Source organism: Arthrobacter sp. CAU 1506 (assembly GCF_005047635.1).
Lineage (GTDB): Bacteria > Actinomycetota > Actinomycetes > Actinomycetales > Micrococcaceae > Crystallibacter.
The window spans coordinates 1-15,276 of record NZ_SUKC01000018.1; the positions used below are offsets into that span (position 1 = coordinate 1).

Annotated in this window: 12 protein-coding genes; 6 read left to right on the forward strand and 6 right to left on the reverse strand. The window is 60.4% G+C overall.

Annotated features, from left to right (window positions below):
• Positions 1-474: 474 nt before the first annotated feature.
• The 4 genes from E4J89_RS16730 to E4J89_RS16745 all read right to left on the reverse strand — a co-directional run bounded on the left by E4J89_RS16730 (position 475) and on the right by E4J89_RS16745 (position 6,394).
• On the reverse strand, positions 475-1,941 hold the full coding sequence (locus E4J89_RS16730) for an FAD-binding oxidoreductase (protein WP_136787361.1): 1,467 nt from the start codon (positions 1,939-1,941) through the stop codon (positions 475-477).
• A gap of 443 nt (positions 1,942-2,384) precedes the next feature.
• Positions 2,385-3,023, reverse strand: coding sequence for a DUF5134 domain-containing protein (locus E4J89_RS16735; protein WP_136787362.1), 639 nt, complete (start codon positions 3,021-3,023; stop codon positions 2,385-2,387).
• Between the two features lie 188 nt (positions 3,024-3,211).
• Positions 3,212-4,666, reverse strand: a complete 1,455-nt coding sequence (locus E4J89_RS16740; RefSeq protein ID WP_169304039.1) for an APC family permease — start codon at positions 4,664-4,666, stop codon at positions 3,212-3,214.
• Positions 4,667-5,242: 576 nt separating this feature from the next.
• Positions 5,243-6,394 (reverse strand): FAD-binding oxidoreductase, encoded by a 1,152-nt coding sequence (locus tag E4J89_RS16745; RefSeq protein ID WP_169304040.1) that lies wholly within the window; start codon positions 6,392-6,394, stop codon positions 5,243-5,245.
• Between the two features lie 539 nt (positions 6,395-6,933).
• On the opposite strand from E4J89_RS16745, the gene acs reads away from it, so the two are divergent.
• From acs to E4J89_RS16765, 4 genes are all read left to right on the forward strand, one after another.
• On the forward strand, positions 6,934-9,129 hold the full coding sequence (gene acs / locus E4J89_RS16750) for an acetate--CoA ligase (protein WP_240691950.1): 2,196 nt from the start codon (positions 6,934-6,936) through the stop codon (positions 9,127-9,129).
• Positions 9,126-10,190: a maleylacetate reductase gene (locus tag E4J89_RS16755; RefSeq protein WP_136787365.1), complete on the forward strand. Its 1,065-nt coding sequence runs from the start codon at positions 9,126-9,128 to the stop codon at positions 10,188-10,190. The genes acs and E4J89_RS16755 overlap by 4 nt, the downstream gene beginning before the upstream one ends.
• Positions 10,191-10,202: 12 nt before the next feature.
• Positions 10,203-11,117, forward strand: a complete 915-nt coding sequence (locus E4J89_RS16760) for an intradiol ring-cleavage dioxygenase (protein ID WP_136787366.1) — start codon at positions 10,203-10,205, stop codon at positions 11,115-11,117.
• 299 nt (positions 11,118-11,416) lie between these two features.
• A complete protein-coding gene (locus E4J89_RS16765) occupies positions 11,417-11,644 on the forward strand; it encodes a hypothetical protein (protein WP_136787367.1) in 228 nt (75 codons plus the stop codon).
• A gap of 919 nt (positions 11,645-12,563) precedes the next feature.
• On the opposite strand, the gene E4J89_RS19805 is transcribed toward E4J89_RS16765, so the two are convergent.
• Both E4J89_RS19805 and E4J89_RS16780 read right to left on the reverse strand, forming a co-directional pair.
• Positions 12,564-12,908, reverse strand: a complete 345-nt coding sequence (locus E4J89_RS19805) for a hypothetical protein (RefSeq protein ID WP_240691951.1) — start codon at positions 12,906-12,908, stop codon at positions 12,564-12,566.
• 409 nt (positions 12,909-13,317) lie between these two features.
• On the reverse strand, positions 13,318-13,896 hold the full coding sequence (locus E4J89_RS16780; RefSeq protein WP_136787369.1) for a nuclear transport factor 2 family protein: 579 nt from the start codon (positions 13,894-13,896) through the stop codon (positions 13,318-13,320).
• A 308-nt stretch (positions 13,897-14,204) separates the two neighbouring features.
• Here E4J89_RS16780 and E4J89_RS16785 point away from each other — a divergent pair, with 308 nt between their 5' ends.
• Positions 14,205-14,606, forward strand: a complete 402-nt coding sequence (locus tag E4J89_RS16785; protein WP_136787370.1) for a Rid family hydrolase — start codon at positions 14,205-14,207, stop codon at positions 14,604-14,606.
• Positions 14,603-15,256 carry an alpha/beta hydrolase gene (locus tag E4J89_RS16790; RefSeq protein ID WP_136787371.1) on the forward strand — a complete coding sequence of 218 codons (654 nt, stop codon included), beginning with the start codon at positions 14,603-14,605 and terminating at the stop codon, positions 15,254-15,256. Before E4J89_RS16785 ends, E4J89_RS16790 begins: the two co-directional genes overlap by 4 nt.
• Positions 15,257-15,276: the final 20 nt, after the last annotated feature.

A 15,276-nucleotide genomic window follows, 5' to 3' on the forward strand; every position in this document is an offset into this window, starting at 1 on the left:
GTTGATCCACGAGTGCGATGTCGTGGTGTCCCTCTGCCCAGTCGATGCCGCAGAACACTTCCGTCATGTGGCTGTTCCTTCCCCTGTCGTCGGTAGCTGCAGAGGACCGTTGCGACTTGGGACAGTTGCGACCTAATGGAAGAGCTCGACGGCTCGACATCTGATTGGCATTCTCATCCCTGTCGGAAGCTGCCGGGGCCGGGTCTTAGCGTGAGAACTCTGAGTTCGCTTTCCTGGTCGAGACGTTGGCCGGCAGCAAGCCCCCGAAGTCAACCTACGTTCCGTGGCGTGAGGGAGCCAGAGGAACCATCTTTTTCGACGGCTCCAGGCCACGGTAACGGGAAGTCCTCATCTGGCTCCCTCACAACCCATTAGGTAACGGGGGGAGCCATAGCATCACGATAACAAGCCGCGACTAAACCATTAGTCGCGGGGTTCGGCACGATCCGAGACGAACGATTGACATCTCCAACGTTAGAGGAACTCACGCAGGAGCAAGGGTTGTCCGTCAGAGAACCGACTGAGCCGGAAGGGCTCTGGATCGACGAGTGGAGCCTGCTCGGCTACGAGCTGCGCGGCTAGCCGGCCGGCGCCGGGACCGAGCGCGAAGCCCTGAGCGCCGTGCCCGGTATTGATAAAGAGACCCGGCATAGCGGGCACTTCAGAGATGACCGAGGTGTAATCAGGAGTTGCATCGATGACTCCGGCCCACCTCTCTATGATTCGAGCGTCTGCCAATGCCGGGAAAAACTCCCTCGTCGCAGCGACAGCGCGATCTCCCGCGCGCATAAGGGGCTTCGCCGTGAGCATACGAACCCGCTCAAATTCGGTGATCTCATCGTTTCGCCATCGGCGATTCGTGCGCATGGACTGCAGCAGATCACTTCCAACCCGAATAGTCAAAGGCGAGTTCAGCGGGTTCTTGAGCAGTTGGCGCAAGGCTGGCATGAAGTCAGGGAGTACCCGGAAGCTATCCCAAGTGACCGGAATCGGGTGCGGGGTTACGCCGATCGAGTAGCTGCCATCGATCTGTTCCCGCCAGGCGACCCCACCACCGTGGCCAGCCCCTTGATGCGCAGTGCCGCCCTTAACCCGAATCACGTTTGAGGTGATGTTTTGCTGCGGGAGATTGATGCCGAGGTTACCGAGGAACAGCCTTGACCACGCTCCACCAGCGACCACAACCCGCTTAGTACGGACCTCGCCGTGCTCGGTCACGACACTGTGCACCGCGCCGCCTTCCGTCTCCACGGCGCGCACAGCTACAGGAGCGAATACCTTGACACCCTCCGCACGCGCCCCCTTGGCGATGAGCGGCACGGCATGGGTCGGCTCCGCCGACCCGTCGCTTGGCTGATGAAGGGCACCGATGTACTTCGCACTAGCGCGGGGAATCAACTCGTCGAGTTCCGAGGCTCGGAGGATCTTGGCATCGATATCCTTCGGAAAACGCTGGGAAGCCTCCCGTTGCCAAGCTCGTTGCGCTTCCAATTCCTCCTCGTTGGAGGCCAGTTGCAGGTTACCGCCCTGCCGGACGCTGACGTCGAAACCAAACCGATTTGCGAGTCCCGTCCAAATGTTTTTGGCATCCACGGCCAGCGGAAGCTTGTCCTCATGGAAGCCATTGGAGTACACCCAGCCGAAGTTGCGGCTTGAGGACTCACCGCCGACGAACCCCTTTTCGAACACGACAGTCCGCAACCCGTACTCATTCAGGAACAGCGCGGTGGAGATCCCGGCGATTCCCCCGCCGATCACAACGACGTCGGCTTCACTGGGAATCTGAGAAATCGGATCAGTTTCCGTGAAAATGGCCCGCGGGTGTCCAGACTCCAGCAGCCATCGTGGCTGGGAAGAGAGTGCCAATGCAGTAAAGGCCCCAACAGCAGCTCCGGCGACTACGTTGGCAGCTTTGCTGGCGAGTTGGTTCGATTGCGGCATGGAGTGTCACCTTTGTAATTTCGTAGGCATGGGCGGATAGCTATTCCGTGCGTTTGGCTACTTCATGCAGCTAGCCTACAACATAGTGATGCATCCGTATCTTTTTTGACGTCGTAGCTACGCGACCTTGACTCTAGCGAGGCAGAGTGCACCGGCGTAGTGAAGGCCATGCCAAGTTATGGACCCGGGCACGATGCGCTAGCCATGCCGGCCATACCCGAAGCCAGCGATAATTACAAGTCATTCTGTTCCACCCCCTCCGAGAGGAGCCGAGGTGCCTTTGCAGCGATACGTTGGTGCGGTGTCGAACATTCAGCTTTTGACCGGGGAGCAAGGGCTGCCCGTGGCATCGACTCCTATTGAATCGAACTCGTAGTCCCATTCGGTGCCCAAGAGCAGTTCCGACATGCTGTGCTGGCGCCCATCCAGCCGGGCTCACCCGCCTACATGAAGATGAACATCAGGCCCATTGTCCCCGCACCCAACATCTCCGCCACCGTTGTCGACAACTGCTGAGGTGCCGTCCCCGCACCGCGCGTCAAACTCGTGTGTCGGCAGCAATACTGCACTGACCGAGCGGCGAAGACCAGCGCTGCGACCAGGCACAGCCCGCCAAGTAGAGGATAGAAAAGGTTCCAATTCGGTGCGTCGCTAGGTGCCGGTAGTCCTGTTGTGTCTGGCATCCCTACTCGTCCATGCATGTGATGATGAGGCAATGGTGGACCCGAGCTTCCCGATTTCTGTATGACGGGTAGTGCCACCATGACCCATGCGGCGGTCATCATTGCTGCGTTGTAAAAGCTCTTTACTCGTTGCCGGGTTTGGCCGGACATGGAAGAACCGGTACGAGCAGTGCCTCGGATCACGAACCACCAGGCCGAGGAAGGAAGAAGGGCAAATATCGGAAGAATCGGAAGTGCCACCCCGAACGCCATGGCTGCCATGACCAGAGACATGAAAGCATGGATGCCCGCATCTATACGTGTCACGATTCCTCGTGAACCCACGAGGCACGCAACGTGGAAGATGATGAGGCCCAACAGGACAACCCCTAGGGCAATGTGCAAAATTTCGTATTGCACGTTTTCCTTCCCTGAATTGAATGCAGATTACCGTTGATCTTCATAGCGAATGAACCCCATTCGGGGTCGAGTGGGTGATTCCGTGTTAGTAGCGTGAGGACCCCCGTCTACACGTGGCGAATAGCAGAGCGGCGCCGGGTGTGTCGACGAAGGACCTTAGACACACCCGACGGATCGAACGCTTAATTTCAGACGCGTGTTGTGCCCAGGTTTTCGTAAGTAGAGCGCTTCTTTGTTCGGGACCAAATGGCGAACGCGATCCCGCCGGCGAACATCACCACGTGCATCACCGGCAACCAAGTCATCGACGACTCACTGCCTGCGAGGGCATCGTAGTTGACAATCCCAGCAACGGCGCAGGCGGCTAGCAGGACGCCGGCCAGGATGGGCGCGCCGACTTTCGCCACTGTCCTCTCCCCGCGGCGAAAAAAGAAGATGCCAATGGCAAAGGACGTCACTGTCAGACTAGCGATTAGCCCGATGGTGCCGAATCCGGTCATTGTGGTGGACAGTCCGACGAAGGGGTCCTGGCCCGCTGCGTAGAAGGCGACCGTTACAACGAGTGCGAGTCCCCCCACAACAAGCAGAGCGGGAATCGGCGAACCGAGGCGCGGCGATGTATGAGCAAATTGATTGGGCAGGACACCATCACGACCCAAGGCGAAGAGGTATCTGGCGCCTGCATTTTGGAAGGCAAGAGCGCCGGCAAACAGACTGACAATGTTGAGGGTTCCAATCACGTTTGATAGGCCAGAGCCGACGTACTGTTCAGCAAGCCCGTAGACGAAGAGACCAGGATCTTCACCGCTGCGACCAACTGCCTGGTCAAAGCCAGCGCCTGCGATGAGAACCCATGCAGAAAGGCCGTAGAACAAGCCGACAAGGACGATGACAATGTATGTGGCCTTAGGGACCGCCTGGTTTGCATCCTTGGCCTCCTCCGCGTAGATCGCGGTGCCCTCAAAACCGAGGAAACAGGAGAAACCATAGATTGCTGCGACGCCGATCGCGCCGCTGAAAACCACGTTCGGGTTGAAAGCGTCAAATGAGAAGGCTCCGAGACCTACTTGGGCAAGGATACCGACGTCCATAACGAGGAGGGCTAGTGTCTCGAGAACCAAAATGGCCAAGAGCACGCGGGCTGCCACCTGGATCCCGCTTATGGACAAGGCAGTCGCTGCTAGAATTCCGAAGACGGCACACCAGATCCATGGAATATCTATTCCGACCCGGTGGAGAAGCTCCTGACCGAAAAACCCAAAACCGCCCACTACACCGATAGACAGCGCGATGTACGACAACGTTAGTACGTAGGCGGTGCCCAGACCGGTCGCCTTCCCAATGCCTTGGGAGACATAAGCATAGAAAGCGCCTGCGTTCCGCACGTGGGGGACGATTCGTACGAAGCCCACCGAAAAGAGGACCAGCAGCATCGCGATGAGTAGGATCGCTCCCGGCGTGCCGACTCCGTTCCCCAACAGAATGGCCAGAGGAACCAGACCTACAATGCCGGCAATGGGCGCGGCCGCAGCGATAACGCTTGCGACGATATGTCGAGTGGCGATGCTCTCGCCCTTGAGTTGAGCGTCAGCCCCGGAACTAAGTCCCTCGGGGCCATCCAGTGAAACGGTTCGTTCGGTCAATTCATTCTCCTCATACCGTGTGGCTCCCAGCCGGGCGCCGCTGAATTTGACGCGTCATTCGACCGAGCGAGTCCATCACGAGGGCACTCAGGCGCGGCCATGCAGTTTGAGCGTGACAGGACAGCGGCAGGGGAAGAACGCTTCGGTTCACCTACCGAACCGATTAGTGTAGTCCGGCTCACAGCAAGACAGGGGCTAGGACTTCCGCTATGGCGATCACTGTTCTAGCAGTGTTTCCGAACCGGAGAAGTCCTCTCCGTCGGGGGCTCGTCCCCTCGGACCAATTGCCGCAGTCAAGTGAACGACGCTTGGATGCCCCGCCTGTTCCTTGATGACGCAACGCCTGGGCGGCCCACGTCGACGTTGCCTGCACTTTAACTAAGCCTTCAACTTCCCAACCTGCATGGTCCACTGAACGAGAGTAAAGCTCACGTTGTCGTTGTGCTTTGGTCTACCTAGGTCCGCTTCCATTTCGAAAGCAGACGCACTGGCTGCAACAACCGTTCCAGCAGGATACTTCTCGCCACTCGCGGCCACCCTGGCACAGTCAAGGTCCAGGAAGATCCGGACGATGAATCAGATCCGGTCCTTTAACGCGAAGAACACCTTCGCTCCGCGTCGCACCAACGTGTCGGGCAACCCCAGCGGCGGCCACGAGCGGTGGCGGTGGCTGCGCACCACGTCATAGGACGCGTAACGGGGGTCGGTGGCTTGGGCAGCGATCCGGCCGGTATTCCACGATGGCAGTACGCCGTTGCTCGAAGTCACCACTGCTGAGGGAGCAATTCGGTCCAGTAACGGCGTCTCTTCTATCGTCGAAGCCACTTCCCCTTCCCATGAGTAGTTGAAGAGGACATCGCCGAGGGCTGGGAACGTGTCACGGAGTTCACGGCGTATTCGTTCCTCGAGTCTGTCTCCGGATATCGATTCGAAGAGCGTGCTGATGCCGAAGAGGAGTCGGTTATCGGGAAGTCGGCGGAAGTACCGCGAGAACGTGGCGATTTCACTGGTTGCCACCCATGACGGAAGTACCGACTCAAGCAGGTCGGCCGGAATCGGGTCTGTCACCGCGATCTGCGAAAAGCCGACCATGAGCTGCTGCCGACGCCACGACAACACCTTCCCCGTACCTGCACCGGCCGCTACGACCATCCTCCGGGCCTTCACTTCGCCGGCGGCCGTCCGCACAACGATGGAATCACTCGAGGTCTGCACTTCCACCACCTCGGAGTCCTCAGCTATAACTGCACCCCGACGTTCAGCCAAGGAAGCCAGCCCTTCCAACAGCCGGTGCGGGTTCAGCGCGATATTATCCCGCTCATGGAGGCCGCCGACGTATCGGTCGGAACGGATGTGTTCCCGCAAGGCGTCTTGGTCCAGATAAGAACGCCCCGACGTCGTCTCCCCCGCTGAACGCGCCGCTTTGGCGAGCTGCTTAGCTTGGCCGCTAGTGATCGCCAAACGAAGACTTCCCCGCCGGGCATCCGCGTCGATCTTGTGCTCTTCCATCAATTGGAAGAGTTCTTGCGCCGCAGCTCCAAGCGTGTCGTCTACGCCGCTGGACTGTTCCGGATCCGCCAAGTGGGTCCCTTCGCTAAGCAAAAGGATTCCTCCGTTACGACCAGATGCCCCGGACGCAACACGGTCCTTCTCCAAAACGATGACACTCATCCCGGCCTCGGCGAAAGTGAGCGCCGCGGAAACCCCTGCATACCCTGCGCCGACCACGACGGCGTCAAACCTGTGCTGGCCGCTCAGCGGAGTACGTTTGCTTACCTCCAGCCCAACCGCATAAAAAGTTTCCTGTGTGCTCCCGCTACTAGGCAACGTCAACGCTCCTCATCTCCGTCTTGACTCTCAGGGCGCATGGCCGCATCTATCGATGCTATCCGTCAGGTCACCGCCGGCGCGGTCCCGGTCCGGTTGGTGAACCTCAGCACAGTACCCATTCCGGCTGATGGACAGATTTCGGCGCGTGGTGCCGCGCAGCACCGCAAGGCGTTGCCAGCTGGCGAACGACGACGGCGGTCCGGTCCTTGGACCGCGGTGTTCACACGTCGACGTAGGTGGCTAAGACTCTACTCATCACTGAGCAGTGTGATCGTCGAATCCCTGATCCGTCGAGAGGAGAGCCGGGGAAGCCAGACAGGAATCCGACGGGCGCCGGCGCGCCAAATGGTCCTACTTGGAGTCAGCAACCCGTTCGGCCCGCGCTAGACGGATCATCCAGATGGACCCTTTACTCCTACGGAACTGAAAGGACCACCGTGTCGGAATCCAGCACCCTGGCCAGCCTGCATGAGAGCCGGAGCTTTCCCCCGGACCCTGCATTCACCGCGAACGCCGTAGCGAACAAGTCACTTTACGAGTCTGCAAACGTCGACCGCCTGGGATATTGGGCTTCCCGAGCCAGAGAAGTGCTGACATGGGAGCGAAATTTCACCCAGGTCCTGGACTGGTCGGCAGCGCCCATGGCGCGGTGGTTTGCCGACGGGACGGTTAACGCGGCATACAACGCCCTGGACCGGCACGTGGAAAACGGACTGGGGGACAGAGTAGCGATCCACTTTGAGGGTGAACCCGGTGACACTCAGACCTACACGTATGCCCGGTTAACCGCAGAGGTCAAGAAGGCGGCCAACGCGTTCGAGTCCCTTGGTGTCGTTAAAGGGGACCGAGTGGCCATCTACCTGCCCATGATTCCTGAGGCAGTGATCACAATGCTGGCCTGCGCAAGGATCGGAGCCATCCACTCGGTAGTCTTCGGTGGTTTTTCTACTGAAGCGCTCCGGTCGCGCATCGATGACGCTGCCGCAAAGCTGGTCGTTACGGCGGACGGCTCCTGGCGTCGCGGCAAACCTTCTTCGCTCAAGCCTGTTGTGGATGAAGCGCTGAGCGCTCCCGGGCACTGTGTGGAAAACGTCGTGGTGGTCAGGCGAAACAATCAGACCGTGGCCTGGACCGAAGGCATGGACCATTGGTGGCACGAGACCGTGGGGGCAGCAGACGATCAGCACACCGCCATCGCGCATGAGGCGGAACACCCGCTGTTTATCTTGTACACATCCGGTACCACGGGAACTCCCAAAGGCATCCTGCACACCACCGGCGGCTACTTGACCCAGTCCGCCGTAACTCACAAGGACACCTTCGACCTGCACCCCGAAACCGACGTTTACTGGTGCACTGCGGACGTCGGCTGGATAACAGGCCATTCCTACGTGGCATACGCACCATTAGTCAACGGCGCCACGCAGGTAATTTATGAAGGTACACCGGATGCCCCGCATCAAGGCCGCTGGTGGGAGATCGTCGAAAAGTATGGTGTCACCATTCTTTACACCGCTCCCACTGCCATCCGTACTTTCATGAAATGGGGGCGAGCCATCCCGGACAGCTATGACATCTCCAGTCTGCGGGTGCTCGGCTCGGTGGGCGAGCCCATCAATCCTGAGGCATGGATGTGGTACCGCGAGGTAATCGGCTCCAACGCCGGGCCCGGAAATAACGGGAAGCCCGGACCGCGCAAGGATAAGCCTGCCCCAATCGTGGATACCTGGTGGCAAACCGAGACCGGAGCACACATCATCGCGCCTCTGCCCGGCAGCACCGCGACAAAACCCGGATCCGCGCAGGTCGCTGTACCAGGCATTTCGGTTGACGTTGTTGATGAGACGGGCACGCCTGTGGAACGCGGGGAGGGCGGGTTCCTGGTCATTCGCGAACCCTGGCCAGCCATGGCGCGAGGAATTTGGGGCGATCCCGAACGTTTTGTGGCAACTTACTGGTCCCGCTTCGAAAACATCTACTTCGCCGGCGACGGCGCGAAGAAGGACGGCGACGGCGACCTCTGGATACTGGGCCGGGTGGACGATGTGTTGAATGTTTCGGGCCACCGGCTATCCACTACCGAAATCGAATCTGCCTTGGTCGCCCACCCGTCCGTCGCCGAAGCGGCGGTGGTCGGAGCCAGAGATGCGACCACCGGCGAAGCTGTGGTTGCGTTCGTGATTCTCAACACTGCTGCACAGGACGCCCCAGACGTCGCCGCCGTCTTGCGCAAGCATGTTGCTAAGCAGATCAGTCCGATCGCTAAGCCTAAGCACATCCTTGTGGTCCCAGAATTGCCCAAGACACGCTCGGGCAAGATTATGCGACGCCTGCTCAAGGACCTCGTCGAGGGCCGCGAGACCGGCGACGTCTCCGCTCTCGCGGAACCGGCGGCGATGGCTCAGATTGCCACCACTCTCGGTATGTCAAGCCGTTACGGGAATCGCACGATTGCAAAAGCTTCTGTAAAGCCCGCTTCGACCGGCAAGGGAAACGAAGTCATGAAAAACGATAAAGAACTTCCTTCCACTTATGTAGCCCATCCGTGGCTCGGGCTGGAGCCGGAAATGGATCACGAATGCAAACGGGACCTTAACGAACAGTCCCCTATCAGAGAGGAAGACCGGCCGTGAGCCTGACCTTCGAACACGTCACCCTGGGCCAACGGGTCCTCTTCGGTTCCGACAAGGCAGCGGAGAACCTTGCGGCCGAGGTCGCCCGGTTCGAGGCGAAGAAGGTGATGATGATTGCCTCCGAGCGTGAGGCGCCGATTGCCGCCAAGGTCGCTTCCGCCATCGAAGTGGCGTTGAATTACGACGACGTGGCCCCGCATGTGCCGGTCGAGAAGGCCGAAAAAGCCAGGGCCGCGGCTGCCGAGCACGGTATTGACTTGCTGGTTTGTGTCGGCGGTGGCTCAACCACCGGCCTGGCTAAGGCCATCGCGCTGACCTCCGGTCTGCCGATCGTGGCCGTGCCCACCACCTACGCCGGGTCCGAGGCAACCAACGTCTGGGGCCTGACCGAGGCTGCCCGCAAGACCACCGGCGTTGCAGACTGCGTGCTGCCAGCGACGGTGATCTACGACGCCGTTCTGACCCTGTCCCTGCCGGCTGACCTCTCAGTCGCCTCCGGGTTGAATGGCATGGCGCACTGCATCGATTCGATGTGGGCACCTCGGGCCGATCCGATTAACCAGGCCCTGGCCGCAGAAGGCATCAGGGCGCTTGATCAGGGCCTGCCGCTGATCAAGAAACACCCGCAGGACCTCATCGGACGAGAACAGGCCCTGTACGGGGCTTATCTGTCAGCGGTCGCGTTTGGCTCCGCTACCTCCGGCCTGCACCATAAGATCTGCCACGTGCTCGGCGGGACCTGGAACATGCCACACGCTCAGACCCACGCGACAGTGCTGCCGTACGTGCTCGCTTTCAATGCCCCGGCCGCCCCTGACGCGGCCGCCCGCATCGCTGCCGCGTTCGGCACCGCCGACGCTGTGGACGGACTGAACCACCTTCGCGAGGTCCTGGATGCGCCCCGAGCACTGAGGGACTACGGATTCACCCAAGAAAACATTGCCGAAGCAGTCGACATCATCCTTCCGATCATCCCGGCTTCCAACCCCCGCCCCGCTACTGCTGAAAATCTCACGGAGCTGCTCACAGCTGCCTGGGCCGGCACTACGCCGGGCATCTGAAGGGACACCACAATGACCGACACCACCCATATCAGCTGCAGCGCCCCAGTGTCTGCGGAACAAACCGCCGTAGAAGAACGCCTGACCGAATATGTCTTGGCTTCCTTCGATAACGCCTCGGACGCCCGACTGAAGCAGATCATGCGGGCACTCGTGCGCCACCTGCACGCGTTCATCCGCGACGTGCGCCTGAGCGAGGCCGAATGGAACAAAGCGATCGAGTTCCTCACCGCAGTCGGGCACATCACAGATGACAAGCGGCAGGAATTTATCCTGCTCTCCGACGTTCTGGGCGCCTCGATGCAGACCATCAACGTGAACAACGAAGCCTACCGCAACGCTACCGAAGCCACCGTGTTCGGCCCGTTCTTCGTGGACGACGCCCCCGAAATCCCGATCGGTGGCGACATCGCCAACGGCGCCTCCGGCCAGCCCTGCTGGGTCGAAGGCACCGTCAAAGACACCGATGGCAATCCGATCCCCGGCGCCCGTATCGAGGTCTGGGAAGCCGACGAAGACGGCTTTTACGACGTCCAATACCCGGACGGACGCGTTTCAGGAAGGGCGCACCTGTTTACCGACGAGAATGGCACATACAACTTCTGGGGATTGACCCCCACCCCATACCCCATTCCGCACGACGGACCCGTGGGCCAGATGCTCGAAGCCACCGGACGATCCCCGATGCGTGCGTCCCACTTACACTTCATGGTCGCCGCCGAAGGTTATCGCACCCTCGTCACACACATCTTCGTCACAGGCGACGAATTACTCAAATCCGACACTGTCTTCGGCGTCAAACAATCCCTCATCAAGAACTTTGACGAACAACTCGCCGGCACACCCACCCCCGACGGCCGCGCCTTGGCCGACCAAACCTGGGCCCGTACACGCTTCGACATCGTCCTCGCACCCGCCGTGGCCTAGAACGTGGCTGCTTCTTGCCATAGCCGGATCAGGTATGGGCAGGGGGAAGGTTGCCGAACAGGTGAACGCGGGCGGTGCCTTACCGGGTACCGATACGGCCCGAAGGCCTGAAGCGAGTCCAGGGTTGCCATCGCGTCCTGTCCTAGACGCACCGGCGTTAACGTTGACACGACGGCCCTGCCCTTGCGCCGGTGGCCTTCCTCTCTCAGGAAAACCGCGTGCTGAACGTAGTGGAACGCGAAAGGCTACGCATCGGCGCATAAACCATATACAAATGGCAATTAGGGAAAGGCCTCGTCATGGGCAGCTTTAGCGACTGGAATGATCTGGTCGGCCGGAAGGTGCAGATCCAGCACCGCGGTCGCACCATCCGCACCGGCTACGTCGAGGAGGTGACCGCGCCCGCGGACGCATTATGGATTACGGCCCACGGGATCGACCGGCGGGCCCTGTACGAGAAGGCGCAGGGCCACACGGTGCTGTCGGTTGCCGATCACGAAGGGACAGACCATGGACACCTCGGTTGACATCATCGCCGAAGTCAGGGTCCGTGACGGGGCCTCCAGGGACGAGTGCCTCAACGCCGCGGTCGACCAGATGATGGCGGTCGCCTTACAAGACCGCCGACATGGCGTCCAGGTCACCCGTCTGGGGGGGCAGGTCACTTCACCGTCGGGCTCAGCGATGAGGTTCCCTTCGGCCGCACCGAAGAACGCGATGCCTGGGACAGGTCTTCCTGACTGTCTGCCGGCGCTGTTGTGGTGTTGCCCAGTGCCCTAGCCCACGACGCAACCGTGGTGTCCGCGGCTGGTAGGGGACACTCGCCATCCGGAAGCGTCACGATGCCTTTAGTGTCGCGGTCGGCACCGAGTCCCCCACGACATGACTTGGGCGTGCGAGGACCCGGCGGGCCATTACCCCCTGAGGTCTACCGCCTTGTCATGCTCCCCACCTCCTAAGATCTGGGGGCGCCTGGAACGGATGCCCCGCCACGCTCAACGCCGGCATCCCCGTGGGCGAGAATTTTCCGACGTACCAACTGTGACTGATTGAGAACCAGCCCATCGATCGCAGCTATGACCGTCACGACAATCGCGAGGATGCCGAACCGGTGAGACCGGTGCACGTAGCCTGACGATACGCCTCCCGCAGCTGCGCAGCCAAGGTACCTATTTCGGCTGCCGTCGCGCATGCATGAGGACCTCAAGCTGAACCACTTGTAGGTGAGGATCCAGCTTGACGCATAGGGAAGCACCTCCATGAAAGGTCTCCATCCCTCCGTCCCTTGGGAAGAGGCCCAACTCGAGATCGCCCACTCGATAGCCGAAGTGGTGGTCACCAAAGACGGCGGCACCCGGCCTCCCTCGTAAGTACCCTTAGTCGAGCCGCCTCGCCCCACCGCGTGCCACCACGGCGATGGGCGCACTGGGTAGCGCCAGCCGACGCTCACCGCACGGCACTCGCATCCCATCCGGTCCGGTTACCGAACCACGACGTTCGCTTTGTGAGCAAGAACACTAAAACTGTTCCCATGAATAGTTCTGGAAGAATTCCGGAGTCGATCTCAGTGCCGTGGTCGGCGCAGGTCTGTCTGGACTGGTGGTTGCGCGAAACCTGGCAGCTGCGGGGGCAGAGGTAGCCGTCCTGGAAGCGCAGCCAGAAATCGGCGGCCGTCTGAAGCCCTTCATTCGCCCGAACGGAACGGTGTTGCTGGGTGGCGGTGAATTTACGGAGCCGGGGCAATTCGCCTTGCGTGCACTCGCCGAGGAACTCGGGATGACCGTCGACCACGCACGATCTTCAGGCGCAGGCGTCCGCGTGCATCGCGGCACGCGAATTACCGAGACCACACCGCGTGAGCAACCCCGAGGAAGCCGTCGCGTACGCCGCCGCACACGAGCTACTTGCCGAACTCGCGGCTGAAGTGCGGGCAGCTGCGCCTTGGATGCTTCTCGCGCGGCAGAGTGGGACGCGATGAGCGCCGCGCAGTGGCTAACGACCAACGTGGCGTCCGACGCGGTGCGAAACCTCGTCGCTCTTGACTTCACTTCCATGGTGACTTCCGCGAGACCTCGTTTCTCTACCTCCTCTGGTTCCTCTCGCAGTGGGGCTCCTTTGAGAACTATGCGGCATTGGAATGGAAGCTCGTCAGCGGCGCCGCTGCGCTTCCTGCCAGGATCGCCTGTGCCACCTCGGCTGCTTAGGGCCCAAGGAGTACGGAAGTGGATGGAAAGTCGCTGGCGAAGTTATCGGGAAGGTCAACGATGAAGACGTTCTCGGTGCGGGTTCTGGCGACCTTCCAGGCACCGTCGACCTTACGGAAGAGGTTGTTGAGCCTGCTGCCACGGATCAAGCTCTTGCCGTCGGCGAAGAGCCACGGCTGGAAGTGAATCCACTGTCCGTCGGCAGTAGCGCCGTCTTCGTGGACGTGGATCTGCTCCGAGGTCAAGTAGTGCGCGTTGAGGAGCAGCTTGGGTTCACGTGTGTCGTCAAAGAAGTTATTGAAATGGGCCCGAAGCTGATCCTTGCCTTCAGAGCGACCGAACTGGTTGTCGTAGTACTCTCCGACACCCTCCCATACGGCGTCGTCCGCATAGAGGTCCAACAGGAGCTCGATCCGCTCCTGGTTGTCCTTTACTCCATACTCAGGGAGCGGAACATCGCAGAGGAACATGTACCGTGCCTGGATGCGGCGGATATCTGCTTCGGCCTCAAGGACTTCCAAGCGCTTGACTAGGCCGGTAAGTGTTTCGGTATCGATCAGGGTGTTAGTCGTCATGAAGACCAATCTTGGTCATGCTGGCCTCCGACCCAACCTTACGGTCCGTTCAATGGACTGAAGCGAGACGAACAACGTCGTTTCGTGTCGAAACGCGTGGTGCATCTCCTTGCTGTGAAGCCATTCCTGCTGAGACAGCAACATGACGAGTGGCCGCTCGGGTAAGGGTTGGTGTAGGAATCGTGGCTTCGGTCCAGTGGACAGACCCGGAGCATTCCGGCCGGACTGGGTTCAGCTTGACTAAGATCATCGAACGCGTGCGGTGTCCTGCTCGGCGGTCAGTACCGCAATTAGTAAGGAGAATCTACATGTCGGTATGGAAGTCTTTTCGGCCCAAAGGGACCTCGCACCCCGCCGCTCTCACGCTCGCCAACGAGGAAACGATTTTTGTGTCGGGTGTTGGTGGCCATCTGCCGGACGGGTCCATTTCTGATGACGCGCATGAGCAGATCCGCCAGACCCTGCGCAACATTGCTGCCCTCCTCGAACGTGAGGGGTCAAGCCTTGAAGAAGTGGTCTGGGTTCACCCCTACCTCAGCGACATCGCGGACGTCGATGCACTGACGCCGGCGATGACCGAGGCATTCGGGGAAGCCCCGCCCGCTTCAGCCGGGCTGTTGGGTGGCGTGGTTTTGGTAGATCCGCGCATGAAGGTTGAAATTGAGGCTGTCGCCGTGCGGGGTGCTCGACGGGAACTTCGCGAGTCGTGACTACCGCGGGAGGCGTTCAAGACCGGCGGGTCATCTCGGTCAACGACCTCATCTACTCTCTGGTCGATGGTATTGAACTACTCGCTGACATCCATCGGCCCGAGATGGATCGTCCAGCGCCGACGGTTCTCTACTTTCATGGTGGAGGCTGGGCCGGCGGTGACCGCAAGGACTCCTTCGACGCGCGTATTCTTCCGTTGGCCGCTACCGGGATAGCTGTTGTGTCGGTGGAGTACCGCCTGACGGATGTCGCGTCTTTTCCAGCGCAGCTGCTCGATGCGCGGTCAGCGGTGCGATGGGTGCGGGAGGTCGGGCCAGCATATGGGCTCTCTGTTGCACGGCGTGGCAGCTGGGAATCTTCGGCCGTTAGCACATTGGCGGCCCTGCTGGGCCTGGCGTCTCCGATAGACGATAATGGGCACTTACTTGAAGTGCCTCTGTCACCTGTCACCCAAGTCGAAGCCACTTGGGGAAGGGCACCTCTCGATCTCGCGGCCATGTTGACCCGGTCCTGGCTCGAGGCCAGCGAAATACCCATGGAAAGGTCCGAGGCGGCGCTATTCCTTAACTCTCAGACCTACGAAGCGGCGCGGAATATGAGCGGTCAGTGGTCATCCGCGCGACGGCAGAACACTTCCACCGACACCTAGGTCCCCTGTCCGCGGGGTGG